Source organism: Acinetobacter sp. WU_MDCI_Abxc222 (assembly GCF_025514755.1).
Taxonomy (GTDB): Bacteria; Pseudomonadota; Gammaproteobacteria; order Pseudomonadales; family Moraxellaceae; genus Acinetobacter; species Acinetobacter geminorum.
The window spans coordinates 108,608-132,653 of sequence record NZ_JAHPVG010000009.1 but is presented as its reverse complement, the minus strand read 5'-3'; the positions used below and the strand labels follow the sequence as shown (position 1 = coordinate 132,653).

Below are 24,046 nucleotides of genomic sequence, written 5' to 3'. Positions count from 1 at the left end.
TATGTGGTTTACTCGAATCAGTGTGAAATACCCAGTTTTTACCATTATGATGATGCTCAGCTTAATGGTACTCGGGTTGGCGTCTTGGAAACGTATGACTGTCGAAGAGTTTCCAAATATAGATTTCCCATTCGTAGTAGTCACCACACAATATGCGGGTGCGTCACCTGAAGCTGTTGAGTCAGATATAACAAAAAAACTTGAAGATCAAATCAATACTATTTCAGGCATTAAACAGATTACTTCACGCTCAAGTGAAGGCCTTTCAATGGTGATTGCCGAGTTTAATCTTGATACTTCTTCGGCGATTGCTGCTCAGGATGTTCGTGACAAAATTGCACCCGTCACAGCGCAGTTCCGTGACGAAATTGATACACCGATTGTGCAACGCTATGACCCCTCGTCTAGCCCAATCATGTCAGTCGTATTTGAATCAAACAGCATGAGTTTGGCTCAATTAAGTTCCTATGTAGATAAACGTATTGTGCCTCAGCTTAAAACTGTTTCTGGTGTGGGTAATGTCAATTTACTAGGTGATGCTAAACGTCAAATTCGGATTAAGGTTCATCCTGAACAATTACAAAGCTACGGTATTGGTATTGATCAGGTCATTAACACGCTAAAAAATGAAAATATTGAAGTACCTGCAGGAACCTTACAACAAAAGAATTCTGAACTGGTTGTACAGATTCAATCAAAAGTCATCCATCCTCTTGGATTTGGTGATTTAGTTATTGCTAATAAAAATGGTTCCCCTATTTTTTTAAAACAAGTAGCAACCGTTGAAGATACTCAAGCAGAACTACAATCGAGTGCCTTTTATAATGGAAGAACTGCGGTCTCTGTCGATATCTTAAAAAGTTCCGATGCCAATGTAATTAAAGTCGTCGATCAGACTTATCAAACGTTAGAAAAATTAAAAGATCAAATGCCTGCGGGTTTAGATTACAAAGTCGTAGCTGATAGCTCTAAAGGTATTCGCGCTTCAATCAAAGATGTTGTTCGAACCATTATTGAAGGTGCTGCTTTAGCAGTTCTTATTGTTTTACTCTTTCTAGGCTCTTTCCGCTCTACAGTTATTACCGGTTTAACCTTACCTATTACTTTGCTCGGAACCTTAACTTTTATTTGGGCTTTCGGGTTTAGCATTAACATGATGACGCTGTTAGCACTATCGCTCAGTATTGGTTTACTTATTGATGATGCAATTGTAGTTCGGGAAAATATTGTCAGACATACTGAACTTGGCAAAGACCACGTAACTGCAGCTCTTGAAGGGACAAAAGAAATTGGTTTAGCCGTACTCGCAACTACACTTACCATTGTGGCAGTATTTCTACCTGTTGCCTTTATGGGTGGTCTGATTGGACGTTTCTTTTATCAGTTCGGTGTAACAGTCAGTACAGCTGTTCTAATTTCAATGTTTATTAGTTTTACGCTCGATCCAATGCTTTCTGCTCATTGGAAAGATCCTGTAAAGAAAAAAGATAATTGGCTACAACGGTTTTTTAACCATATTTCTAAAATACTAGATCGGCTTACCCATGTTTATGAAAAGCTATTAAAACTTGCTCTACGCTTCCGTTTAATCACGGTTATTGTTGCAATCGCTTCATTATTTGCTGCATTAGGACTATCGAAACTGATTGGGACCGAATTTGTACCTACACCAGATAAGGGTGAAGTGCGCATTCAGTTCGAGACTCCTGTAGATTCTTCTTTAGAATATACCCAAGCAAAATTACATCAGGTCGATCAAATTATTAGACAATTCCCTGATGTCGTTTCTACTTATGGCGTGGTCAACAGTGAAGTAGACTCTGGTAAAAACCATGCCGGTTTAGGAGTTACCTTAAAGCCAAAACAAGAACGTAGCTCAGATCTAAATACACTCAATAATGAGTTCCGTGATCGTTTGCAAACTGTAGCGGGTATTCGAGTGACTTCTGTTGCCGCAGCACAAGACTCTGTATCTGGCGGTCAGAAACCAATCATGATTTCGATTAAAGGATCTGACCTAAATGAACTACAAAAAATTTCAGATCGCTTTATTGCAGAAATGGAAAAAATTAAAGGCGTAGTTGATTTAGAAAGTTCATTGAAAGAACCCAAACCTACTTTGGGTGTTCATATTAATCGCGTGCTGGCAAGTGATTTGGGCTTATCTGTTTCCCAAATTGCGAATGCCATTCGACCATTAATTGCGGGCGATAATGTCACCACTTGGGAAGACCGTGATGGTGAAACTTATGATGTGAATTTACGTTTAAATGAAAATAAACGTATGCTTCCGCAAGATGTGCAAAATTTATATATCAACTCTAATAAAACCAATGCAGCTGGACAAAATATATTAGTTCCCTTGAGTGCCGTCGCAACGACCGAAGAAAAGCTTGGGGCTTCGCAAATTAACCGACGTGATCTTGAACGTGAGGTTCTTATTGAGGCAAATACCTCAGGTCGCCCTAGTGGCGATATTGGTCAAGACATCGACAAAATGCAAAAAGCATTTAAGTTACCTGCAGGTTATACATTCGATACGCAAGGGGCAAACGCCGATATGGCTGAATCTGCGGGATACGCATTGACAGCCATTACCCTATCGATTGTATTTATTTATATCGTGCTAGGTTCTCAGTTCAATAGCTTTATTCATCCTGCAGCAATTATGGCCTCTTTACCCTTATCATTGATTGGTGTTTTTCTTGCCCTATTCTTGTTCCAAAGCACCCTAAATCTGTTTTCGATTATTGGTATTATTATGCTGATGGGACTTGTCACTAAAAATGCAATTTTGCTGATCGATTTTATTAAAAAAGCTATGGATCAGGGTGTGAGCCGTTATGACGCTATTTTACAAGCTGGTAAGACCCGTTTACGTCCAATTTTGATGACAACAAGCGCTATGGTGATGGGGATGGTTCCATTAGCTTTAGGTCTCGGCGAAGGTGGTGAACAAAGCGCACCAATGGCTCATGCAGTTATTGGTGGTGTGATTACCTCTACCCTGTTGACTCTTGTGGTTGTACCCGTCATTTTCACTTATCTGGATGACTTGAAAAACTTTATGCTGCGTCAAACTCGACGATTCATGTCATAATGCAGCGATTATCGTATAATCTGCGTTTTTATAACGCTTAACTTTTAGGACTTTTTCCATGCGCGCAAGCCGCTTTTTATTTGCAACGTTGAGAGAAACCCCAAATGATGCTGAAGTGATTTCACACCAGCTCATGTTACGTGCGGGGATGATTCGTAAATTGGCATCTGGTTTATATACATGGCTGCCGATGGGAACACGTGTGCTTAAAAAAGTAGATGCGATTGTTCGTGAAGAAATGAACCGTTCAGGCGCGATGGAAGTATTCATGCCCGTGACTCAACCCGCAAGTCTTTGGGAAGAATCAGGTCGATATGAACAATATGGTCCTGAGTTATTACGCTTTAAAGATCGTCATACGAACCCATTCGTACTTGGGCCAACGCATGAAGAAGTTATTACAGATATGGCGCGTAACGAATTAAAAAGTTATAAGCAGCTCCCTGTAAACTTCTATCAAATTCAAACCAAATTCCGTGATGAAATTCGACCACGTTTTGGTGTAATGCGTTCACGTGAGTTCATCATGAAAGATGCTTATTCTTTCCATGCAACTCAAGAGTCATTACAAGAAACTTATGATGTGATGTACGACACTTATAGTCGTATTTTCACTCGTTTAGGTTTAGATTTCCGCCCAGTACAAGCAGATACAGGTTCTATTGGTGGTTCAGCTTCACACGAATTCCACGTATTGGCTGCAAGTGGTGAAGATGACATCGCATTTTCAACTGAATCTGATTATGCGGCAAACGTTGAAATGGCTGAGGCTGTTTTAGTGGGTGAACGTGCAGCACCGACACAAGAATTTAAATTGGTTGAAACACCAAACCAAAAAACGATTGATGATGTTTGCCAATTCTTAAATGCTGATCCAAAGCAATCTGTTAAAGCTTTATTGGTTCAAGGCGTTGCTGATGAAAAAGGTAATGTTCCTGTTGTTGCTCTATTTGTACGTGGCGACCATGAACTTAATGAGATTAAAGCTGAGAAGCATCCTTTAGTTGCTGCGCCTCTTACTTTTGCAACTGAAGAACAACTCCAAGCATTTGGTTTAACTGCTGGCTTTACAGGTCCACAAGGTTTAGTCGAAAAAGGCTTAACTGTAATTGTTGACCGTGCTGCATCTGTTCTTTCTGACTTCGTTGCTGGTGCAAATGAAGCGGACAAACATGCGGTTGGCGTAAACTGGGAACGTGATGCACAAATTAGCGAAGTTTTTGATCTACGTAATGTGGTTGAAGGCGATCCATCTCCAGATGGCAAAGGCACACTACAAATTAAACGCGGTATTGAAGTAGGTCATATTTTCCAGCTTGGTACTAAATACTCTGAAGCTTTGGGCTGTAAAGTTCTAGGTGAAGATGGCAAACCATTTACAGTAACTATGGGCTGCTACGGTATTGGTGTAACACGTGTTGTTGCAGCTGCAATTGAACAAAACTACGATGACAAAGGTATTATCTGGCCTCAAGCCATTGCACCTTTTGAAATTGCAATTGTTCCAATGAATGCGCACAAATCACCACGTACTCTTGAAGCAGCAGAGTCTCTTTATGCAGAACTTCAAGCTCAAGGTTTTGATGTGTTACTTGATGATCGTAACGAACGTCCAGGTGTTAAATTCTCTGACCTTGAATTGATGGGTATTCCACACCGTATTGTAATTGGTGAAAAAGGTTTGGATGCTGGTACTTTTGAATACAAAGGCCGCCGCGATGCTGAAGCGAGTAATTTAACTAAAGAAGAGCTTTTAGCTAAATTAGTGCGTTAATAAATACATAAATAAAAAAGCAGCTTTTAGAAGCTGCTTTTTTATTTCAATTTTTATGCTTGAACAGTTAAATCCTTGATAGTCGTGGATGAACCATTATTTTTAACCGACTCAATTCCTTTATCACGTGAAGCTTCGCTCGCATAGAACTGGCTCGTGCCAATAATCTGATGATTTGCAGCTTTTAAATTGAAATAAGGTTTCCCATTCTTTGCAGTTAAACGCTCATATCGGGCATCATCACCACTGTTTTTCTGAATTGACTCAATACCATTTACAGCAGAAGCTTTTGCCTTATATAGCTCACTATTTAAAATAGGTTCACCATTTCCTGCCTTTAAGATAAAGCGGTATTGTCCATCACTTGCTTGTGAAATTTCGTACCATCCTGCCATAAAAACCTCATTTTTTTGTTGGTGTGGGTATGACTTTCGTTATTATTCTGGACGAAAGTTATTTGTTATTAGTGACAATATAAAGGCGCGAACACTCCTTGAATAGTCCATTTTTTATACTTTTTCGTAATAAAATTATAATGATGTTGGGAATTTAAAAAGCAGAGATATAGACATATATCTCTGCTGAAATGTAATAATAATTAACAGTTTAAGCTTTTTTTACAAATTCAGATTTTAGTTTCATCTGACCAATACCATCAATTTTACAATCAATATTGTGACCATCACTTGCATCTGGAACTAAACGAATCGTTTTTACCTTCATACCTACTTTAACGACTGAAGAAGAACCTTTAATTTTTAAGTCTTTGATTACAGTGACGCTATCACCATCTGCCAAGACATTTCCATTTGCATCTTTAATAATTTCTTGTTCTTCAGTTGCTGATGCTTCTCCTTCTTTCCACTCATGTGAACATTCAGGACAAATCAATAGGTCGCCATCTTGGTAAGTATATTCTGATTGGCATTTTGGGCAGTTTGGCAAAGACATGAAAAAAATCTCAAAAAGTATATTATGCGAGAAATGACTCATTTTTTAAAGTTTTAAATAATAGACTTTTACCAAAAAAAAATTTATATATTATTTTAAGTTTTTACTTAATAAATATTCCTTCAAAATAATTGCGTGATTGTTTTCAACATCTTTGGCTGAATATAAAAGTGTGATCGTATTCTTCAATGCGATTTGTTGTAGCTCTTGAACTGCGGAATTGGTCTCAAGCTCTTTTAAATAGCGCTGTTTAAACTCGTGCCAATGATCTGGTGTTGCAGCATGAAACCATTTTCTAAGCTCGGTCGATGGTGCTATTTCTTTTAGCCACAAATCTAAGTGGGCATTCTCCTTACTAATTCCCCTACTCCATAAACGGTCAACCAATATTCGCTTTCCATCACTAGGCTCAGCATTTTCATAAATTCTTTTAATATGTATATCCATTTCTGACACCTACTCAGCTCAATCTAAATATCATTGGCTTAATCATCACATTGATTTGCCTTCCTCTACAATCTAAATCTTTTGCGCTAAATATTGTCTCAATTTGCCATTACTGATTAATTCAGGCATATAAATTGCTTTTGAATTTTTCATTATTTTATCAAATGGTAAAAAATGAAATATTATATTTATCCGTGTTCAGCTCAAAAAGATGCCCCTTATTTGATTTTCTCATCTGGGTTAGGTGGTCATGCTAGTTTTTGGAGCCCACAACTTGAATCATTGAGCACGCATTTCAACATCGTGACTTATGACCAAGAAGGCTGTCACCAAGACAGTGCTTTATTACCGGCACACTACCATATGTGTGACATGGCAAATCAAGTACTACATTTATTAGAACATCTTCAAATTCATGAATTCCATATGATCGGGCATGCTTTAGGCGGCATCATCGGAATGGAGCTAGCAAAACAACTACAATCCAGCTCAATTACCATGCTCAGCCTGACACTGATTAATGCGTGGGATGAGCTAGATGCCCATACACAAAAATGTTTTGATGCCCGTATCGCATTATTAGCGTCAGCAGGTGCTGAAGCCTATGTGCGTGCACAGGCATTATTTTTGTATCCCCCAGCATGGATTTCTCAGAATCATAGCCACATTAAAAATACCGAAGATATTCAACTCCAAAACTTTCCACCTAAGACCAATGTATTTGCACGACTCAAAGCATTGATGCGCTTTCAATTACAAGCAGAGCACTTACAAGCATTGCAAGACACCGCAATTCATATCGTTGCCAATCAAGATGATTTTTTAGTTCCAGTACATAAATCACAGGATCTTTTTATCAAACTCGCTCATGGTCAACTCTGCATTTTACCCTCTGGTGCCCATGCTTCCACAGTGACCGAATCTCAACGACTAAATCAAACTTTCATTCAATTTTTCCATAACATTAAGGCCTTATCATGAATGCAAAAACATTAAATATTTTAGATCAACTCTTTTTAGAAGCTAGAACCCACAGCACGTGGTTAGATAAAGCGGTCAGCACTGAGCAAATTCAACAAATTTATGATCTGGTCAAAATGGCGCCGACTTCTGCCAACTGTAGTCCTGCTCGTTTTGTCTTTTTAACAACACCTGAAGCTAAACAAAAACTCAAGCCAGCATTGTCGTCTGGCAATGTAGAAAAGACGATGACAGCTCCTGTCACTGTTTTGGTTGCAACCGATGCAAGATTTTATGACAAACTGCCAGAACTATTTCCTTATGCCGATGCAAAATCATGGTTTACATCAAGTGAAGCCGTAGCACATGAAACTGCTTTTCGTAATAGTTCATTACAAGCTGCATATTTAATTATGGCATGTCGTAGTCTAGGTTTAGATACGGGTCCAATGTCTGGTTTTGATGCAAAACAAGTTGATGAGCTATTTTTTGCAGGCACAAATCATCATATTAATATCATCATTAACATCGGCTATGGCGACCCTCAAAAAGTTTATACTCGCCTTCCCCGTTTAAATTTTGAAGAGGCTTGTCGGGTAGAATGAGTTAAGTACATAACTCCCTCTTCAATCTCAAAAGAGAAATACCTTAGTTCTACACGGCGACTTCAATGTCGCCTTTTTTATTCTGCTGTTTTAAAACATTGGATGTCATACACACTCCAAAAGCAAAATTGATCAAATGATGCACAATGAAGCAAGTTAGTTCCTCCTTGGTGCATAATCGCATTATTTTTTACCATTTGATAAAAATTATACCAAACAATAAATTCAATACATTGATAAATATAAAAATATTAAAGTTGGCATGAGCTATGCATTATTAAAAAATACAACCAAACACTGAAAATTATATCGTTTATAGCTTTCAGTTCGACTTCCTAAACTCACGATGGGGAATCAAGATGAAGATCGGCGTTTTTTGTCCAATTGGAAATAATGGCTGGCTGCTTTCAGAAAATGCACCGCAATATAAACCTACCTTTGAATTAAACAAACAAATTGTACAGCGTGCTGAACACTACGGTTTTGACTTTGCCCTTTCCATGATTAAGTTGCGTGGTTTTGGCGGAAAAACTGAGTTTTGGGACTATAACCTTGAAACATTTACCCTCATGGCAGGTCTCGCCGCTGTCACCAGTAAAATCCAAATTTATGCAACCGCTGCAACACTAGTCATGCCTCCTGCAATTGTGGCACGTATGGCATCGACCATAGATTCGATTTCCAACGGTCGCTTTGGCCTAAACGTTGTGACCGGATGGCAAATGCCTGAATATTCCCAAATGGGTATGTGGCCCGGCGATGAATATTTTGCTAAACGCTATGATTACTTATCTGAATATGTCGAAGTTTTACGTGAACTTTGGGCAACTGGGAAGTCAGACCTAAAAGGCGAGTTCTTCCAGATGAATGATTGTCAGGTCAAACCACAGCCTCAAGCTGATATGAAAATTATCTGTGCAGGACAGTCTGATGCTGGTTTAGCTTTTTCCGCAAAATATGCTGACTACAACTTTGTTTTCGGAAAAGGTTTAAACACACCGACAGCCTATGCCGAAATTAATGATCGCTTAAAAGTTCAAACCGACAAAACTGGACGCAATGTACAGACCTATGTGTTGTTTATGGTAATTGCTGCCGAAACAGATGAAGCTGCAATGCAGAAGTGGCAACACTATAACGACGGTGCGGACATGGAAGCTATCCGTTGGCTACAAGACCAAGGTGCAAAAGATAAAGTGTCTGGCACTGACACCAATATTCGCCACATGGCCTCTAGCGTTTCTCCCGTCAATATCAATATGGGCACCATTGTTGGCTCTTTTAAAAATGTCGCAAAAATGCTCGATCAAATTTCCGAGATTAAAGGGACAGAGGGAATTTTGTTGACCTTTGATGACTTTGTACAAGGCGTAGAAGATTTTGGTCAACGCATTCAACCGCTCATGAAATGTCGTGAAAGTGTCGTTACCGAACTGACAAAGCAAGCCGAACCAACTGTTTTGGAGAAAAGCGCATGAATGAAATGTCTAATATTGTATGTGCAGAATTCACGGCACAGATTGGTACAGGCAAAGTATTAAAAGCCGAACCTGAACATATTCAACTAGCAGCAGAACAAACTGCGCTTGTTGTCATTGATATGCAAAATGCTTACACCTCTTTGGGTGGGTATTTAGATTTAGCAGGTTTTGATGTCTCAAAGACTAAGCCTGTAGTCGAAAATATTAAAAAGGCGATCGATGCTGCACATAGTGCAGGGATTCAGGTCATCTATTTTCAAAATGGTTGGGATAAAAACTACGTCGAAGCTGGTGGTTTAGGTTCACCAAATTTTCATAAATCCAATGCTTTAAAAACCATGCGTAAACAGCCTGAGTTACAAGGCCAACTTTTATCTAAAGGTGGTTGGGACTTTGCTTTAATTGATGAGTTAGAACCACTTCCACAAGATATCATTATTGAAAAGCCACGTTATAGCGGTTTCTTTAACACCGCGCTCGACAGCATTTTACGTGCTCGTGGCATTCGTAATTTGGTCTTTGTAGGTATTGCCACCAATGTCTGTGTCGAGTCGACCTTACGTGATGGTTTCTTTTTGGAATATTTCGGTGTTGCACTTAAAGATGCTTGCTATCAAGCCGGACCTCAAGAGGCTCACGACGCAGCGCTATATAACATTAAAACTTTTTTTGGCTGGGTATCTGACACCAATAGTTTCATTGAAACCTTTAGTTCGGCATCAACATTGCTACAGCAATCTGCCTAATTCATACATTTAATTTTATCTAAAATTTTTTGATTTGGAGCATTTTATGTCTAAACAAGTTGTTATCCCTGAAGGAACATCGGCACCACTTGCACCCTATGTTCCTGCAACCAAAGCGGACAATATTGTGTATGTCTCAGGCACATTGGCTTTTGATGAAAATAATAATGTGGTTTGTATTGGTGATGCTGCAGGACAGACTCGCCATATTTTAGAAACAATCAAAAAAGTGATTGAAACTGCGGGTGGCACCATGGATGACGTAACGTTCAATTCCATTTTCATTAAAGATTGGGCGGACTATACCGCAGTGAATACGGTATATGCCGAATACTTTCCGGGTGACAAACCTGCTCGCTTTTGTATCCAGTGCGGCTTGGTGAAACCCGATGCCTTAATTGAAATTGCATCGATTGCCCATGTGGGATAAACGATGTCACTGATAAAAACCTTAAGCATCATAACTGATGTGATGTTTTAGCCTCGATTCATTGTAATGATCATGCATTGGGGTTGGAGAGCAATCATGCAAAAAAGAGAAGAGAAACAGGTTTTAACTCCATCTGCTATTCAGCAGGTTCAAACATGCTCAACACACTTAGAAGTAGATCAGCATACTTTTAGACAAGGCATGGCCAATCTTGGAGCAGCAGTGAATGTCATCACGACGGATGGACCTGCAGGGCAAGCTGGTTTTACAGCATCCGCAGTATGTAGCGTAACCGATACACCACCGACACTATTGGTTTGCCTCAACCGCTCAGCATCTGTGTTTAATACTTTTAAACAAAACAAGGTGCTTTGTGTCAATACTTTAGCTGCCCATCAAAGTACCCTATCTACAATATTCGGCGGAAAAACACCAATGCCAGAACGCTTTGCTCATGGGGAATGGAGCAAGCTAATCACTGGTTCTCCGATTTTGAATGAGGCCTTGGTGTCATTTGATTGTGAAATTGTACAAAGCATGAGTATCGGTAGTCATGATGTCTTGTTTTGTTCGGTCAAAGCAATGAAACACCAAAGTGGGCTTAATGCACTTATGTACTTCAACCGCAATTATTGCGAATTACAAACAGCATGCTAATGCAGATAAAAAATGAAAAAGAGGATCTGTTATGCGAACACAAGAATCTTGGTTTCCTAAATTTAAGCCGCACACAGGTAATTTAGAAACTCCCGTACAAATTGATGAATATCTTCCTCTCGGTAAAAGTATTGTTTTGGGGTTACAACATGCTTTTGCGATGTTCGGAGCAACTGTTTTAGCCCCGTTACTCATGGGCTTTGATCCGAACCTCACCATTTTTATTACTGGTATTGGCACCATCTTGTTCTTTTTAATTACAGGTGGGCGTATGCCTAGCTATCTCGGATCAAGCTTCGCCTTTATTGGCGCAGTCGCAGCAGCGACAGGCTATGCAGGGGTTGGATCAAATCCAAATTTAGCTGTAGCGCTGGGCGGTACAATCATTTGCGGTTTGATTTATGCATGCATCGGTTTAATTGTCATGAAAACTGGAACTGCATGGATTGAAAAACTCATGCCACCCGTGGTCACTGGTGCAATTGTCATGATTATTGGTTTAAACCTTGCACCTGTAACAATCAAAAGCGTTTCGACAAATAGCTTTGACACGTGGATGGCAGTCATTACCATTTTATGCATTAGTGCCGTTGCTGTTTTTACAAGAGGTATGATTCGTCGCCTTCTATTACTCATCGGGCTCATCAGTGCTTATTTTATTTATTTTCTACTCACCAATATCTTAGGATTAGGCAAACCCATCGATTTTAATGCAATCAGCCAAGCTGCATGGTTTGGCCTACCCACTTTTCACTCACCTGTTTTTAATGCCAAAGCTATTTTATTGATTGCACCTGTTGCGCTTATTTTAGTCGCTGAAAACTTGGGACATTTTAAAGCGGTTTCTGCCATGACAGAACGTAATTTATCGCCATATATGGGTCGTGCTTTTTTTGCAGATGGCATCTGTACAAGTTTATCAGCTTCTGTTGGTGGTACAGGCATGACGACTTATGCTGAAAATATTGGGGTAATGGCTGTAACTAAAGTCTATTCAACGACTATTTTTGTGGTTGCGGGACTATTTGCAATTCTACTCGGTCTATCCCCTAAATTTGGAGCAATTATTAGTACCATTCCTGTTGCTTTATTAGGCGGTGCGTCCATTGTTGTCTTTGGCTTAATTACTGTTGCTGGAGCAAAAATTTGGATCGATAACAAAGTTGATTTCACTAAAAATAGTACTTTAATTATTGCAGCAGTCAGTCTCATTATGGGTGCTGGCAATTTAAGTCTACATATTGGGCCATTTGACTTAGGAGGTATTGGAACTGCGACACTTGCAGCAATTGTTCTTAACCTATTACTCAACAGAACGGAAAAATCCGAAAATCAATCTATTGAAAAATCAGTAGAACCGCTTAATTCTGTCCCACATCTCTAGTTCTGGAGAAACTCCTTGATTCAAAGTATTTCATTTATCGGTTTAGGTGCAATGGGATGGCACATGGCTTCCCATTTAACCCAAGTATGCAGCCAAGTCTATGTTTGGAATCGTACTTTTGCTAAAGCAAAGCAACATGAACAAACCTTTGGTACGCAGGCTGTAGACCTGACACAAGCTCTACAAGCAGATATTATCTTTTCATGCCTACCGACTAGCCAAGATGTAGAAAATTTAATTGCGGACTCTCAACTAAAACAAGGCTGTATTTGGGTAGATTGCACTAGCGGTGTGCCAGAGACAGCAAGAAAACTCAGCCAACAGCTCAAATTAAATGGAGTTGATTATTTGGATGCACCAGTTTCAGGACAAACGATTGGAGCTAAACGAGGAACTCTCACGGTAATGGTCGGAGGTGTCGAGTCTGCTTTTAAAAGAGCAAAACCAATCATTCAAGCATTTGCTAATTTAGTTGAATATGTCGGCGAAAGTGGCGCTGCCTTTGCAGTAAAAGCCATCAATAACACATTAATGGCGACACATCTTTGGGCGTTGGCAGAGGGATTAAGTATCCTTAAATCTCAAGGTGTAAATTTACACTCCGCAATGAACTGTATTAACCACTCTAGTGGCAAAAGTAATATTTCAGAACACATCATGATGCAACGTGTTTTAAGCCGTAAATTTGAAAAAACTTTTGCATTAGATTTATTACAAAAGGATATTGGAATTGCACTAAATCTCGTTACTCAAAATAATTTGGAACTCCCAGCTTTTAGTCTCATTCAGCAACAGTTTAATCAGGTTTCCAAACCCGATGCACAACAAGTCGATTTTTCAGCAATAATTAAAATATTGGAACAACAAAACCAATTAGAGCTATGTTAAGAGTAGGTCATACGACCTACTCTTTTTTATAAGAAAAGCAAAGTAACTTTATTGATCTGGAATTTCAGCTTCAATCAATAAAGTAAGCAAAGATAGGGATTCTTGCCACCCTAAGTAGCATGCCTCTACAGGAATCACTTCCGGTATGCCTTCTTGCGTAATATGCACTTCTGTACCTACCAATACGCTTTTTAATGTAATAGTAACCTGCATAGTCCCAGGTAAATTTGGGTCATCAAACTGATCGTTGTAGCGAATTAGTTCATTTGGAACTAACTCTACATATGTTCCACCAAAAGCATGGGTTGAACCTGTTGAAAAATTGGTAAAACTCATTTTGTATGAACCACCAACATTTGCATCAAAACTATGAACCTTAGCAGTAAAGCCGTGGGGTGGTAACCACTTTACTAAAGCATCTGGATCTAAAAATGCACGGTAAACTCGCTCGGCTGGTGCCTTAAACACGCGATGAAATTTCACTGTACCTGTTGCCATCATATTCTCCTTATTTTAATTTCCTTAAAATTATTGAAATTATGGCTATTAGCTTAAACCTTCCGATTTATCAGAACGTATATTTTTGGTGTTTTTTTAAACAAAAAAGCCAACTTCAGGACAAACTCAAATTACGAAAACTATGGCTGATTTTTTAGTAAAAATGGAGCAAAATAGTCAGCAATCATAAAGAAACATATTGAATTTGAGATTAATCATGAGTCTGCTCGCTTTCTCCTCATATGCTTTAAACGGTGTAGATGCACAAAAGTTTTTACAAGGCCAAGTTACTGTAGATACTGAACGTTTAGCTGAAAATACAACTCGCTATACAGCCATTTGTGATCTTAAAGGTCGTATTCACTTTGGCTTATGGCTAAAGAAGATTAGTCCTGAAAGTTTTGAAATTGTAGTTACTCAAGATCAAGCCGAAGAGTTTGCCAAGCATATTAAAAAGTATGGTGCCTTTTCAAAAATGACCTTAAGTGAACAAGGTGCTGTGTTTCCAAAAGTTGTGAATCATCAAACTGAATTCACTACTGCTGAAACTGATATTTCAGAATGGCAAAAACAAGCCATCATGACAGGTCAAGCTTGGATTACACAGGCTACTGAGCATGAATTCCAACCACAGGAATTACGTTTACATCAACGTGAAGGCGTCAATTACGATAAAGGCTGTTACCTAGGTCAGGAAATTGTGGCGCGTCTTTGGTTTAAAGCAAAACCAAAACACTGGTTACATCTGGTTCAGGGTACAGGTGAAGCGCCTGCTTCAGCAACTCAATTAAATAATGATGTTGAAGTCGTTAATAGTATTGCAAATGATGAAGGCTATCTTGCTTTAGTTGTTGCGAAACCTGCTGCTCTACAAGAGTTGGGGCTTCAAGTTCTTGAGTTGCCAGAAGCTTTAAGTGGCGACGTTGCAAGACCACAATAATAATTTTTATTAGCTCGAACTGCCCACTGCTAAGTTAGTGGGCTTTTTTATAGATACAAAACACTAATGATTTCATTAGATTAGAACGTCAATTTTTTAAGCTTTATATGCCATCATTAGCCCTGTTGAAATTAAAGAGAAAAAAGATGAAAACTAAACTTGCTACACTCATCTTGAGTCTGGCTATTTTCGGTTCTGCTCATGCTGATGTTAAAACACTTGAACAAAATCTTAAGACGAATTATCCCGATTTGCCTGTAAAAGGTGTTTATCAATCGCCTGTGCAAGGTATTTATGAAGTGTATACAAGCGGCCGCATTGTTTATACTAATCAAGATGCGAAGTACTTTTTTGTTGGTAATTTAGTCGACATTAAACAACAAAAAAATATGACTGAAGAACGTATTGCCGAATTGGGTAAGATTGACGTTAAAAGTTTGCCATTAAATCAGGCGATTAAATATGTGAAAGGTAAAGGTGAACGTACAATCTATGTCTTTAGTGACCCAGATTGCCCATATTGCCAGCGCTTAGAACAAAATATGGTTGGGGTTGATAACGTAACCGTATATGTGTTCCTTTATCCTCTTACTAGTTTGCATCCAAATGCTGAAAAAGTTTCAAATCAAATCTGGTGTGCAAAGAATCCGGCAGAAGCTTGGACAAACTATATGCTTAATCGCAAATTGCCAACTAATAGCAAAAGTTGCTCAAGCCCAATTCAGAAAAATATTGCTTTAGGTCAAAAATTAAATATCGATGGAACACCTACCCTGTTCTTGCAAGATGGCCAAAGACTCTCTGGCGTACCAACTGATGCCAAGCAAATTGAAGCATTACTCTAGTCAGCAAAATAATAATATTACCCACTCTGTTTTATAAATATGAGTGGGTATTTTTTCTCCACAATTTGCCCAAAGTGCAGTGCTTTATATACAAATCGGCTGTTTACTTTCAGCAATCAATATTTATGATGAGAAATTGAAACTATTCAATGCATCAATGGAATGATGTAGCTACGAAGTAAAAGGTTAAAAAGAAATGAAGAAATTACTAATCGCAAGCCTAATCACTCTTGCAAGTGCATCAATTTTTGCAGCTGATAACACAGCGACTGCTGCTAAAACCGATGTTTTTAAACAAGCTGAACAACTCTACGCAGCAAAAAATTACTCTGCCGCATTTCAAGAAATGCAACGCCTAGCCCAAACAGGTAATGCCCAAGCTATCTATAACTTAGGCTATATGAGTCAAATGGGCCAAGGTACAGCAAAGGACTCTTCTAAAGCTCTTAAATATTATGAGGATGCTTCAAATAAGGGTTATGCCCAAGCGAGTTACACACTTGCACAAATTTATGAGACGGGTGAATTGGGCGTTGCCAAAGACAGCAACAAATTCAGTCAATATATTCAAAAGGCATCGGCTCAAGGTTCTGATGATGCAACTGTGAAAATTGCGACAATTTTATTTGCTCAGAAAAAACCGCAGTCACATCAAATTGCCCTTCAAAAATTAGCGCCTTTAATTCGAAAAGGAAACTACCCTGCTATTCAGGTCAAAGCACTCTATGACATTAGCCAAGGCGTTGAAAATAAAAATCCTTTAATGAAACGCCAAGGTATCGAAGCTTTACAATCAATTGCTCAAAAAGGCTATGCGCCTGCGTCTATGGCTTTAGCCACCATGATGGCGAATGGCAATATCATTCCGCAAAATCTACCGCAAGCTAAAAAGATCTTTACTGAACTTGCCAATCAAAATGTGCCTAACGCTAAAGAGTCTTTAGCCTCGGTTGATAAGATTATTGCAGAAAAGAGCAAACAGGCTGCAAATGCTCCCGCACAGCCAGCACCGAAAAAATAATCAATGCTTAGCCCCTTATGGGGGCTTTTCTTTTACCACCACAAAGCAATAAGCCAACTCACCCCAATAAAACCAACAATTGTACTAATCATAAGCGGGGTTAAGGCTTTTTCATTTAAGCCATAAGCCTGTCCAAAAATTCCGAAAGCAATCGGCATTGGTAAAGCAGCGATTAATGTTCCTGCGTAAAGCATTTCACGGCTTACATTTGGAGTTATTAAAAAAAGTGCAAAAATAACAGATGGCATTAGCACAACTTTAAAGGTCGCTAACAAAATACTTTCTATATTTACCGTTGTGATTCCAATACCTACTAAACTTCCGCCAATTGCAAACAAAGCCAAAGGCGAAGCTGTACGTCCAAGTAACTCTAGAGACTGATCAAGCGTCGCAGGAAGATTAACATCTAAGAGAATGCATCCCATCCCAACCAAAATAGCGATAATGACAGGATTCTTGAGTAAGTTTAAAAATGTTTGTTTTAAAAGCGGTAAAAGATTTTGCTGTTGATGTAAACCAGCTTCGGCCAAAATGAGCATCAGCGCCACAATCAATAAATTTTCAATGATGAGTGTTAAAGAAATATAGATCGCAGCGTGATTACCTATTAACATAGTTAGAATAGCTGTTCCCATAAATCCAGTATTGGACATAGATGCCCCCATCGAAATAACGGCGCTATGGGTTAAGCTATTTTTAAAATATTTTCGATAGAGAATGAAAGCCAAGAAAAATAAAATTAAAGACCCGCCACCATAAGCAAGAAAATAAGCTGGATGCCAAATGTCTTGTAAGCTTTTATTTGCCAAAGAATGAATTAAAAAAGCGGGCAAAGAAATTTTAATTACGAATGCGCTAAGTGCCCTGATTTGTTCAGGTGTTACCAATTTGATGAGAACACAAACATAGCCCATCAATAGCAATATCAAGATAGGTAAAATAACCTGAAAAACCACTGACCGTCCTCACTTAGCGAAAGAAAAATGGGCAAAGATGACTTTGCCCAATACAATTAAAAAGAGTTAAAAAGCTGTTTTAATCCATGAGGTTGGCAACGTAAATACTGAGGTGCAATTTTAACTTCTGCACCTAAAGCTGCTGCTGCATGCCAAGGCCATCTTGGGTCATATAGCATTGCACGAGCAAGACCAATAGCATCAGCTTGCTGGTTTTCCAAAATTTGTTCAGCATGTTCTGGCTCAGTAATTAACCCTACAGCAATAACGGGAATAGACACATGCTTTTTGACTTGTTCAGCAAATGGAACTTGGTAACCAGCCCCAATCGTAATAGATTGATGCTCATGCAAACCACCACTAGACACATGCACATAGGCTGCGCCCAATTGCTCTAAAGCTTTTGATAAGCCCACTGTAGATTCAACATCCCAATGCTCAATACTCTCCAACCAATCGGTCGCAGACAGCCTAACACCAACAGGATAACCTTCTGGTACAGCGAGTTTAATTGCCTGAAGAACTTCAAGGGTCATACGCATACGGTTTTCTAAAGAACCACCATATTCATCAGTACGCTGATTGGCAATTGGCGATAAGAATTGATGTAGTAAATAACCATGCGCGGCATGAACTTCAATCAACTCAAATCCAGCTTCTACAGCACGTTTTGCCGCTGCTGCAAAGTCTTGTTGAACTTGTTTAATCTCAGCAATAGTCAAAGCATGAGGCGCTGCATCATGGACCGAAAAGGTACTTTCACTTGGTGCAACTGTTTGCCAACCATGAGGCTGATCTTTTGCAATCTGACCTTTACCTAACCACGGCTTTTCAGTAGATGCTTTACGCCCTGCATGTGCTAACTGAATTCCAAATGGCATCGGTGAAAGTGTATGAACCTTAGCTAACAACGTTTTAATTTTGTCACGTTGTTGATCATTCCAAAGCCCAAGGTCAGCATAGCTAATCCGACCTTCAGGTTGTACAGCAGTCGCTTCTACAATACAAAGCCCAGCGCCAGATAATGCATAATTCGCCCATTGCTGTTCATGCCAATAGGTAATTTCACCATCATCTGTTGCCGAATATTGGCACATCGGAGCAATTACAATTCTATTGACCAGTTGTAGTGAACCAAAGTTAACCGTTTCAAATAATTTTGCCATTTTTAATTCCTAGAATTGCTTAATTACACGTAAACCTGCACTCCAGTTACGTCCATCTGCTGGTTCAAAGTAACGTCCATTACCATCATTTACGATCACTGAACCTGCATAGTTTTTATCAAATAGGTTATCTACACGGGCAAAGCTATTTACTTTCCAGTCGCCCATTACCCATGCATAACCCACATTAGCTGAGGTTACACTGTAGCTTGGCGCTGCGTCACTGTTGGTATCATTCACGTATACTTTATCCATATACTGTACATCTACACCGCCATATAGCCCGTGTGATGGCTGCCAAGCTAAAGAGGCATAAGCTTGGTTTTTAGCAATTCCAGGGATAGCATTGCCCGCTGGAATTTGAGCAATACTTCCTAAAGCTGGAATATCAGCATCAAAAGTTGCATCTAAATATGTATAGCTAGCAGTCGCAGTTAAATCTCGCCACAACTTTTTATTCCATGCAAACTCTACCCCTTCACGTAAGGTTTTATCTGCATTACGAAACGTTGATCGGCCATTTGAGTTGCCGGCAGAAACGATGTCATCTTTGGTTTTAGTTTGGAAAACCGCCAAAGTGAAATCACCTAAATGATTTTGTGATTTTAAGCCTGTTTCATAGGTATCACTTGTGGATGCGGTCAAATCAAAATTAAAACCACTTTCTCCATCTGGGCGATATGCCATTTCAGTAAAAGTTGGGGTTTCAAATCCTTTGGCATAACTCACATAAGCCATGAGTTCAGGTAAAATTTGCCAGCTTAAAGCAGCAGAAGGCAAAACTTTATCATAATCAGTCTTACCACTATCGTTGCCATTACTTAAATAGTTATCTTTAGATTTGTAATGGACGTTGCTATAGCGTACTCCCGTGTCTAAACGCCATGTGGGTAGGAACTGCCATGAAGCTTGTAAATATGGATCGATATTCCACAAAGTATTATCTTCATCACGGCGTAAATTACCTTTGACGCCATAAGAAGGTTGTCCGTTTACTAAATTAAAGTTTTCAAAACCTTTACGATCTTCATCCATTGCATCGAGTGCAACACCAACACTTAGAGTAGTATTTGGAAGTAATTCTTTGCCCGTCCAACGGAAGTCAGCGCCATAATAATCACGCTCAAAATCGATCACCCCACCTGCATGATTGATGCTGGCATCTTGTGTCGACTTAGGAATAGATTGATATTGAGTAACTTGGCGATTACCTAAATATGCCATGGCATAGAGTTCATTTTTATCATTAATCGGTTTAGACCACGTCACACCCGTTTGCGTTTGTTCAATATCTTTACGAACATTAAATTGCTTTAAAAACGGAACTTGTTGCTTTGGATTTGCATTCCACTGGTCACGGGTTAAACCCTGCGGATCGTCTGCATGAATTTTTACATAGTTGGTTACCCAGTTGATTTTGCTACCATCATCAAGATTCCAACTGAGCTTTGCATTATTTAGTACTTTTTCTGCACCGCTATGTTCTCGATAACCATCAGTATCGAAATACGATGAACTAATAACATAGCTTGGTTCATTCTCCCCCTTTGCTCCACCTTGTAACACGAGTCCTGCTCGGCTTTTATCGTGACTACCTCCCGAATAGCTCAGCTCAATTGAATCTTTCCCTTGCCCTTCTTTAGTAGACGTTAAAATCGTTCCGCCAGATGAGTTTCCATAAAGTGAAGAAAAAGGTCCTGTTAGAACTTCAACATGGTCCAGACTACTTAAATCAATATTAGAGGTTTGGCCTTGTCCATCCGGCATTGTTGCAGGAATACCGTCTACATAAAGGCGAATACCACGGACACCAAAAGTAGAACGTGCACCAAAACCACGCATAGAGAGCTGTAAATCTTGTGCATAATTTTCACGATTACGAATCTGTAAACTCGGTACACCCTTCACAACTTCAGTTAAATTTACTTGTGAAGAACTATCAACTTGAGGTGCATCTATTCGAAAAACCGAAGCCGGTGTCTGCAAATAGGTTGTATCGGTACGGGTTGCTTCCACATGTAATGTTGGCAATACAGTTACGTCTTGTGTTAAATCTTCTGCCCAAACAAGTGGGCTAGAAATACAGCCCATACTCATCAAAATACAGTAATGAAGTCGGTCTAAGCGTAATAAGGACATGCTTATTTCCTTTATTTATATTGTAGTTATGATAACAAAAAGCAGTGTCTTGTCTGGATATTGAATTCGATCTGCATTGTTGTAAATCTGGAACATTCTTCATCGATATCTAAAAACTGATTTCCAGATTAAAATTATCGACTCAAAGATGGATGATCTTTCCAGCAATATCGTTCAGGCCAATGTTTTGCTTCTTCGGCATAGTCAATTCCAATACGTGGCGTTAGGACTACTTCTGGTTGCGTTGATGCCGCCTCAATCCATAGTCCAGATTCTTCTCCCAAGGTTTGTCCTTTTAAAGATCGATCAATACCTAAATAGCGTGTCAATTTACCGGGCCCAGCTAAAAGCTTAAAGTCTTTTTTGGTTGAAGCATTATTTAAAAACGCAGAACGAATCATCACTCCTTCAGGTACACCCTCTGTTTGAGTAATAATATTAAGCATTTCATACATGCCATAAATTAAGTAGACGTAAATCGTACCTCCATGGCCATACATTACCTCTGTTCGAGCTGTACGTTTATCATTGTAACTATGGCAGGCTTTATCACGAACACCCAAATAAGCTTCAGTTTCACTAATTGTACAGCGGATCACTTGGCCGTCAGGTTGTCGTTTACACAACACGCAACCGATTAAATCATAAGCCACTTCTGAGGTTTCACGTTGAAACCAGCTTAATGGTAAAATATCTGACATAGTAATCTCTGAAATATTACATACCACACGTTATACTTGATTAATCCAGTATATCTGTTAATTCTGCGAGTTGGCATGCCTGAGTTACCCGAAGTCGAAACCACCAAAACCAGTTTATTTCCCTTATTGAATCAAAAAGTTCTTAGTGTTGAAGTACGTAATCCTAGCTTACGCTGGCCTATACCAGCTGATGTTCAGAAACTTGTCGGACAACGTCTCATCGGGTTAAATCGACGTTCAAAATATATTTTGGCAGAGTTTGAACAAGATCAAATGCTTTGGCATTTAGGTATGTCAGGAAGCTTTCGTCTGACCGAGCCAAATGATGAACTGAGAAAGCATGATCATCTGATTATTCAATTTGAAGATCAGCAATTACGTTACCATGACCCTCGCCGTTTTGGTTGTATTCTTTGGCTTAACCACGAGACTCAAGGCAAACTCATAGATACTTTAGGGCCTGAACCTTTAAGTCCCGACTTTCATGCGGAATATTTAGCTTCAAAACTCAAGAATAAATCTGTCGGCATAAAAATTGCACTCATGGATAATCATGTAGTCGTCGGTGTAGGCAATATTTATGCAACTGAAAGTTTGTTTAATGTTGGTATTCACCCTGCACAGCCTGCTGGTGACTTAAGCATGCAACAAATTGAGAAACTTGTTGTCGAGATTAAGCGCATTTTAAAGTCGGCCATTGATCTAGGTGGCTCTACATTACGAGACTACAGCAATGCCATGGGTGAAAATGGTTATTTTCAGCAAACCTTGCTCGCGTATGGTCGTGCTGGAGAAATGTGCGTGAACTGTGAAACCACATTAGAAAACTTAAAACTTGGTCAGCGTGCCAGCGTATTTTGCCCACAGTGCCAACCGCTTAAAAAGCTGAGAAAGCCTTAATTTTTTGGAGGAAGACAACATGCAAACAGCAATTGTCCGACATATTTTAGTCAAAGATAAAGACTTAGCTGAGCAGCTAAAAAAGAAGCTACAAAGTGGCGCTGACTTTGCCAAACTTGCCAAGCAATACTCTACTTGTAATTCGGCAAAACGTGGCGGTGAACTTGGTGAAGTCAAAAAAGGGCAATTGGTGCCCGTCATCGACAAAGTTGTTTTTACGGCTGCTGAACGCGTGTTGCAAGGCCCTATTAAAAGCCAGTTTGGCTATCATCTTTTAGAAGTTAAATTTAGAATGGGTAGCTTACGTTGATTCCATAATTTTAACTATCGTTTTTCAGAAGCCTGCGCATTCAGCTGATATGTCCAGGCTTTAACATAATCGCCTGATTCTAATTTTATATTTGCGATAACACGCTGGTATTGAAAACCTTCAAAGTCATCAAGCATCTGCCAGTTTTCAGCAAGTTTTTCTGTGCTAAACAAATAGCCCTCTACCCAATCTGCTTCCGAATCTAACTCAAGCGCTTTTAAGCCTTTGTCAGGACCCCAATCTAAAATATGAATCACACCTCTTACACTGGCTTTGGTCCAACTACCGCCAATTTGTTCGAGAATATGAGCATTTGCTTTATTCGGACATAAAGTGCCATACACAAAAAGCTGATTCATTTATTTATATCCCTTTTACAATCTAGGTAGTTGAACCTATCAGTAACTTTTCTATTTTATCAATATCTTTAGTCCAACATGAAATACTAAGTAATAAAAAACGGCACTCTCGGCACCGTTTCTTATTAATTCAGAATATTATTAAGCTTGCTTTTTCAACTCATCACGAATTTCACGCAACAATTGAATGTCTTCTGGAGTTGCAGCTGGAGCCTCTGGCTCTTCTTTATTACGGCGAAGTTTATTTAATAATTTCACCATTAAGAACACAACCCACGCCAGAATAATAAAGTTAATTAAAATGGTGAGGAAATTACCATAAGTTAAAACATTAATACCTGCTTTTTGCAAAGCATCTAAAGATTGCAAGTTATTAGGGTTTGCACCTAATACAATGAATTTTTGTGAAAAATCAACACCACCACCAGTAATTACAGTGATAAGTGGCATGATAATATCTTTCACTAAAGAGTCCACGATTTTGCCAAAAGCACCACCAATAATCACACCAATGGCTAAATCCATCATATTGCCTTTAACGGCAAATTCTTTAAATTCTTGAATAATACTCATCTAAACATCTCCAGATGTCGGGGGCAGAAACACGTCATATTTTTCTTTTTCATTGGCATCTTATCGAATTAGATAGTTCTCGCCATGATATTGATAATTTAATATTTTTATCAAAAAAAGAAAGCTATTTCACACTTTAACAACATATTCGTTTACAAGAAAAATATGATTTTAAGCTTACTTTAATTTCAAATATAACGATTAAAAAAACCGCT

The 24,046-nt window shown here is 39.0% G+C and carries 26 protein-coding genes; 16 read left to right on the top strand and 10 right to left on the bottom strand.

Features of this window, described 5'->3' with window-relative positions; translation table 11 throughout:
* The first annotated feature begins 1 nt into the window (after window position 1).
* A complete protein-coding gene (locus tag KTJ10_RS14230; RefSeq protein WP_262442272.1) occupies window positions 2-3,100 on the top strand; it encodes an efflux RND transporter permease subunit in 3,099 nt (1,032 codons plus the stop codon).
* Window positions 3,101-3,158: 58 nt separating this feature from the next.
* Window positions 3,159-4,874 (top strand): proline--tRNA ligase, encoded by a 1,716-nt coding sequence (locus tag KTJ10_RS14225; protein ID WP_086265182.1) that lies wholly within the window; start codon window positions 3,159-3,161, stop codon window positions 4,872-4,874.
* Window positions 4,875-4,927: 53 nt separating this feature from the next.
* Here the strand turns inward: KTJ10_RS14225 and KTJ10_RS14220 are convergent, their stop codons facing one another.
* From KTJ10_RS14220 to KTJ10_RS14210, 3 genes are all read right to left on the bottom strand, one after another.
* Window positions 4,928-5,269, bottom strand: coding sequence for a YegP family protein (locus KTJ10_RS14220; protein ID WP_016143125.1), 342 nt, complete (start codon window positions 5,267-5,269; stop codon window positions 4,928-4,930).
* A gap of 211 nt (window positions 5,270-5,480) precedes the next feature.
* Window positions 5,481-5,825, bottom strand: coding sequence for a zinc ribbon domain-containing protein YjdM (locus KTJ10_RS14215; RefSeq protein ID WP_262442271.1), 345 nt, complete (start codon window positions 5,823-5,825; stop codon window positions 5,481-5,483).
* Window positions 5,826-5,915: 90 nt separating this feature from the next.
* Window positions 5,916-6,272: a DUF488 domain-containing protein gene (locus KTJ10_RS14210; protein ID WP_130119511.1), complete on the bottom strand. Its 357-nt coding sequence runs from the start codon at window positions 6,270-6,272 to the stop codon at window positions 5,916-5,918.
* 174 nt (window positions 6,273-6,446) lie between these two features.
* Between KTJ10_RS14210 and rutD the strand changes: the two genes are divergently transcribed.
* The 8 genes from rutD (at window position 6,447) to KTJ10_RS14170 (ending at window position 13,423) form a co-directional block, all read left to right on the top strand.
* Window positions 6,447-7,253, top strand: coding sequence for a pyrimidine utilization protein D (gene rutD / locus KTJ10_RS14205; RefSeq protein ID WP_213689332.1), 807 nt, complete (start codon window positions 6,447-6,449; stop codon window positions 7,251-7,253).
* Window positions 7,250-7,837 (top strand): malonic semialdehyde reductase, encoded by a 588-nt coding sequence (locus tag KTJ10_RS14200; RefSeq protein ID WP_151823340.1) that lies wholly within the window; start codon window positions 7,250-7,252, stop codon window positions 7,835-7,837. Before rutD ends, KTJ10_RS14200 begins: the two co-directional genes overlap by 4 nt.
* Window positions 7,838-8,196: 359 nt before the next feature.
* Window positions 8,197-9,315 carry a pyrimidine utilization protein A gene (gene rutA / locus KTJ10_RS14195; RefSeq protein WP_130173355.1) on the top strand — a complete coding sequence of 373 codons (1,119 nt, stop codon included), beginning with the start codon at window positions 8,197-8,199 and terminating at the stop codon, window positions 9,313-9,315.
* Window positions 9,312-10,064 (top strand): pyrimidine utilization protein B, encoded by a 753-nt coding sequence (gene rutB, locus KTJ10_RS14190; RefSeq protein WP_262442268.1) that lies wholly within the window; start codon window positions 9,312-9,314, stop codon window positions 10,062-10,064. Before rutA ends, rutB begins: the two co-directional genes overlap by 4 nt.
* A gap of 46 nt (window positions 10,065-10,110) precedes the next feature.
* Entirely contained in the window at window positions 10,111-10,494 is a 384-nt protein-coding gene (gene rutC / locus KTJ10_RS14185) for a pyrimidine utilization protein C (protein WP_002116077.1), read from the top strand.
* A gap of 66 nt (window positions 10,495-10,560) precedes the next feature.
* Window positions 10,561-11,151: an NADH-dependent FMN reductase RutF gene (gene rutF, locus KTJ10_RS14180; protein ID WP_086265187.1), complete on the top strand. Its 591-nt coding sequence runs from the start codon at window positions 10,561-10,563 to the stop codon at window positions 11,149-11,151.
* Between the two features lie 31 nt (window positions 11,152-11,182).
* Window positions 11,183-12,535 (top strand): pyrimidine utilization transport protein G, encoded by a 1,353-nt coding sequence (rutG, locus tag KTJ10_RS14175; protein WP_262442267.1) that lies wholly within the window; start codon window positions 11,183-11,185, stop codon window positions 12,533-12,535.
* Between the two features lie 15 nt (window positions 12,536-12,550).
* Window positions 12,551-13,423, top strand: coding sequence for an NAD(P)-dependent oxidoreductase (locus KTJ10_RS14170; RefSeq protein ID WP_262442265.1), 873 nt, complete (start codon window positions 12,551-12,553; stop codon window positions 13,421-13,423).
* A 48-nt stretch (window positions 13,424-13,471) separates the two neighbouring features.
* Here KTJ10_RS14170 and KTJ10_RS14165 read toward each other — a convergent pair whose 3' ends face one another.
* Window positions 13,472-13,924: an SRPBCC family protein gene (locus KTJ10_RS14165; protein WP_014207573.1), complete on the bottom strand. Its 453-nt coding sequence runs from the start codon at window positions 13,922-13,924 to the stop codon at window positions 13,472-13,474.
* 38 nt (window positions 13,925-13,962) lie between these two features.
* Between KTJ10_RS14165 and KTJ10_RS14160 the strand changes: the two genes are divergently transcribed.
* The 4 genes from KTJ10_RS14160 (at window position 13,963) to KTJ10_RS14145 (ending at window position 16,727) form a co-directional block, all read left to right on the top strand.
* Window positions 13,963-14,079, top strand: coding sequence for a hypothetical protein (locus tag KTJ10_RS14160; RefSeq protein WP_081309740.1), 117 nt, complete (start codon window positions 13,963-13,965; stop codon window positions 14,077-14,079).
* A 59-nt stretch (window positions 14,080-14,138) separates the two neighbouring features.
* Complete coding sequence (locus KTJ10_RS14155; protein ID WP_262442262.1) at window positions 14,139-14,861, top strand: YgfZ/GcvT domain-containing protein; 723 nt, start codon at window positions 14,139-14,141, stop codon at window positions 14,859-14,861.
* 146 nt (window positions 14,862-15,007) lie between these two features.
* Entirely contained in the window at window positions 15,008-15,706 is a 699-nt protein-coding gene (locus KTJ10_RS14150) for a DsbC family protein (protein ID WP_262442261.1), read from the top strand.
* 196 nt (window positions 15,707-15,902) lie between these two features.
* Window positions 15,903-16,727, top strand: a complete 825-nt coding sequence (locus KTJ10_RS14145; RefSeq protein ID WP_262442260.1) for a tetratricopeptide repeat protein — start codon at window positions 15,903-15,905, stop codon at window positions 16,725-16,727.
* Window positions 16,728-16,759: 32 nt separating this feature from the next.
* Here KTJ10_RS14145 and KTJ10_RS14140 read toward each other — a convergent pair whose 3' ends face one another.
* From KTJ10_RS14140 to KTJ10_RS14125, 4 genes are all read right to left on the bottom strand, one after another.
* Complete coding sequence (locus tag KTJ10_RS14140; RefSeq protein ID WP_262442259.1) at window positions 16,760-17,683, bottom strand: AEC family transporter; 924 nt, start codon at window positions 17,681-17,683, stop codon at window positions 16,760-16,762.
* A gap of 56 nt (window positions 17,684-17,739) precedes the next feature.
* Window positions 17,740-18,849: an NADH:flavin oxidoreductase/NADH oxidase gene (locus tag KTJ10_RS14135; RefSeq protein ID WP_002116511.1), complete on the bottom strand. Its 1,110-nt coding sequence runs from the start codon at window positions 18,847-18,849 to the stop codon at window positions 17,740-17,742.
* 9 nt (window positions 18,850-18,858) lie between these two features.
* Entirely contained in the window at window positions 18,859-20,988 is a 2,130-nt protein-coding gene (locus KTJ10_RS14130; protein ID WP_262442258.1) for a TonB-dependent receptor family protein, read from the bottom strand.
* Window positions 20,989-21,122: 134 nt separating this feature from the next.
* A complete protein-coding gene (locus KTJ10_RS14125; protein WP_119684670.1) occupies window positions 21,123-21,689 on the bottom strand; it encodes a DNA-3-methyladenine glycosylase in 567 nt (188 codons plus the stop codon).
* Between the two features lie 75 nt (window positions 21,690-21,764).
* Here KTJ10_RS14125 and mutM point away from each other — a divergent pair, with 75 nt between their 5' ends.
* The gene (gene mutM, locus KTJ10_RS14120; protein WP_119684671.1) at window positions 21,765-22,589 is read left to right on the top strand and encodes a bifunctional DNA-formamidopyrimidine glycosylase/DNA-(apurinic or apyrimidinic site) lyase; all 825 of its coding nucleotides are present in this window, start codon (window positions 21,765-21,767) and stop codon (window positions 22,587-22,589) included.
* 19 nt (window positions 22,590-22,608) lie between these two features.
* On the top strand, window positions 22,609-22,899 hold the full coding sequence (locus tag KTJ10_RS14115; protein ID WP_002051379.1) for a peptidylprolyl isomerase: 291 nt from the start codon (window positions 22,609-22,611) through the stop codon (window positions 22,897-22,899).
* 14 nt (window positions 22,900-22,913) lie between these two features.
* On the opposite strand, the gene KTJ10_RS14110 is transcribed toward KTJ10_RS14115, so the two are convergent.
* Window positions 22,914-23,258 carry a gamma-glutamylcyclotransferase family protein gene (locus tag KTJ10_RS14110; RefSeq protein ID WP_119684672.1) on the bottom strand — a complete coding sequence of 115 codons (345 nt, stop codon included), beginning with the start codon at window positions 23,256-23,258 and terminating at the stop codon, window positions 22,914-22,916.
* A 141-nt stretch (window positions 23,259-23,399) separates the two neighbouring features.
* Entirely contained in the window at window positions 23,400-23,831 is a 432-nt protein-coding gene (mscL, locus tag KTJ10_RS14105) for a large conductance mechanosensitive channel protein MscL (RefSeq protein ID WP_002116334.1), read from the bottom strand.
* Between the last annotated feature and the right edge of the window lie 215 nt (window positions 23,832-24,046).

Excerpts from the sequence above, each read along its gene's own strand:
- KTJ10_RS14230 (WP_262442272.1), top strand. The coding sequence starts at position 2 with ATGTGGTTTACTCGAATCAGTGTGAAATACCCAGTTTTTACCATTATG.
- KTJ10_RS14225 (WP_086265182.1), top strand. The coding sequence starts at position 3,159 with ATGCGCGCAAGCCGCTTTTTATTTGCAACGTTGAGAGAAACCCCAAAT.
- KTJ10_RS14220 (WP_016143125.1), bottom strand. The coding sequence starts at position 5,269 with ATGGCAGGATGGTACGAAATTTCACAAGCAAGTGATGGACAATACCGC.
- KTJ10_RS14215 (WP_262442271.1), bottom strand. The coding sequence starts at position 5,825 with ATGTCTTTGCCAAACTGCCCAAAATGCCAATCAGAATATACTTACCAA.
- KTJ10_RS14210 (WP_130119511.1), bottom strand. The coding sequence starts at position 6,272 with ATGGATATACATATTAAAAGAATTTATGAAAATGCTGAGCCTAGTGAT.
- rutD (WP_213689332.1), top strand. The coding sequence starts at position 6,447 with ATGAAATATTATATTTATCCGTGTTCAGCTCAAAAAGATGCCCCTTAT.
- KTJ10_RS14200 (WP_151823340.1), top strand. The coding sequence starts at position 7,250 with ATGAATGCAAAAACATTAAATATTTTAGATCAACTCTTTTTAGAAGCT.
- rutA (WP_130173355.1), top strand. The coding sequence starts at position 8,197 with ATGAAGATCGGCGTTTTTTGTCCAATTGGAAATAATGGCTGGCTGCTT.
- rutB (WP_262442268.1), top strand. The coding sequence starts at position 9,312 with ATGAATGAAATGTCTAATATTGTATGTGCAGAATTCACGGCACAGATT.
- rutC (WP_002116077.1), top strand. The coding sequence starts at position 10,111 with ATGTCTAAACAAGTTGTTATCCCTGAAGGAACATCGGCACCACTTGCA.
- rutF (WP_086265187.1), top strand. The coding sequence starts at position 10,561 with ATGATCATGCATTGGGGTTGGAGAGCAATCATGCAAAAAAGAGAAGAG.
- rutG (WP_262442267.1), top strand. The coding sequence starts at position 11,183 with ATGCGAACACAAGAATCTTGGTTTCCTAAATTTAAGCCGCACACAGGT.
- KTJ10_RS14165 (WP_014207573.1), bottom strand. The coding sequence starts at position 13,924 with ATGATGGCAACAGGTACAGTGAAATTTCATCGCGTGTTTAAGGCACCA.
- KTJ10_RS14160 (WP_081309740.1), top strand. The coding sequence starts at position 13,963 with ATGGCTATTAGCTTAAACCTTCCGATTTATCAGAACGTATATTTTTGG.
- KTJ10_RS14155 (WP_262442262.1), top strand. The coding sequence starts at position 14,139 with ATGAGTCTGCTCGCTTTCTCCTCATATGCTTTAAACGGTGTAGATGCA.
- KTJ10_RS14150 (WP_262442261.1), top strand. The coding sequence starts at position 15,008 with ATGAAAACTAAACTTGCTACACTCATCTTGAGTCTGGCTATTTTCGGT.
- KTJ10_RS14145 (WP_262442260.1), top strand. The coding sequence starts at position 15,903 with ATGAAGAAATTACTAATCGCAAGCCTAATCACTCTTGCAAGTGCATCA.
- KTJ10_RS14135 (WP_002116511.1), bottom strand. The coding sequence starts at position 18,849 with ATGGCAAAATTATTTGAAACGGTTAACTTTGGTTCACTACAACTGGTC.
- KTJ10_RS14130 (WP_262442258.1), bottom strand. The coding sequence starts at position 20,988 with ATGTCCTTATTACGCTTAGACCGACTTCATTACTGTATTTTGATGAGT.
- KTJ10_RS14125 (WP_119684670.1), bottom strand. The coding sequence starts at position 21,689 with ATGTCAGATATTTTACCATTAAGCTGGTTTCAACGTGAAACCTCAGAA.
- mutM (WP_119684671.1), top strand. The coding sequence starts at position 21,765 with ATGCCTGAGTTACCCGAAGTCGAAACCACCAAAACCAGTTTATTTCCC.
- KTJ10_RS14115 (WP_002051379.1), top strand. The coding sequence starts at position 22,609 with ATGCAAACAGCAATTGTCCGACATATTTTAGTCAAAGATAAAGACTTA.
- KTJ10_RS14110 (WP_119684672.1), bottom strand. The coding sequence starts at position 23,258 with ATGAATCAGCTTTTTGTGTATGGCACTTTATGTCCGAATAAAGCAAAT.
- mscL (WP_002116334.1), bottom strand. The coding sequence starts at position 23,831 with ATGAGTATTATTCAAGAATTTAAAGAATTTGCCGTTAAAGGCAATATG.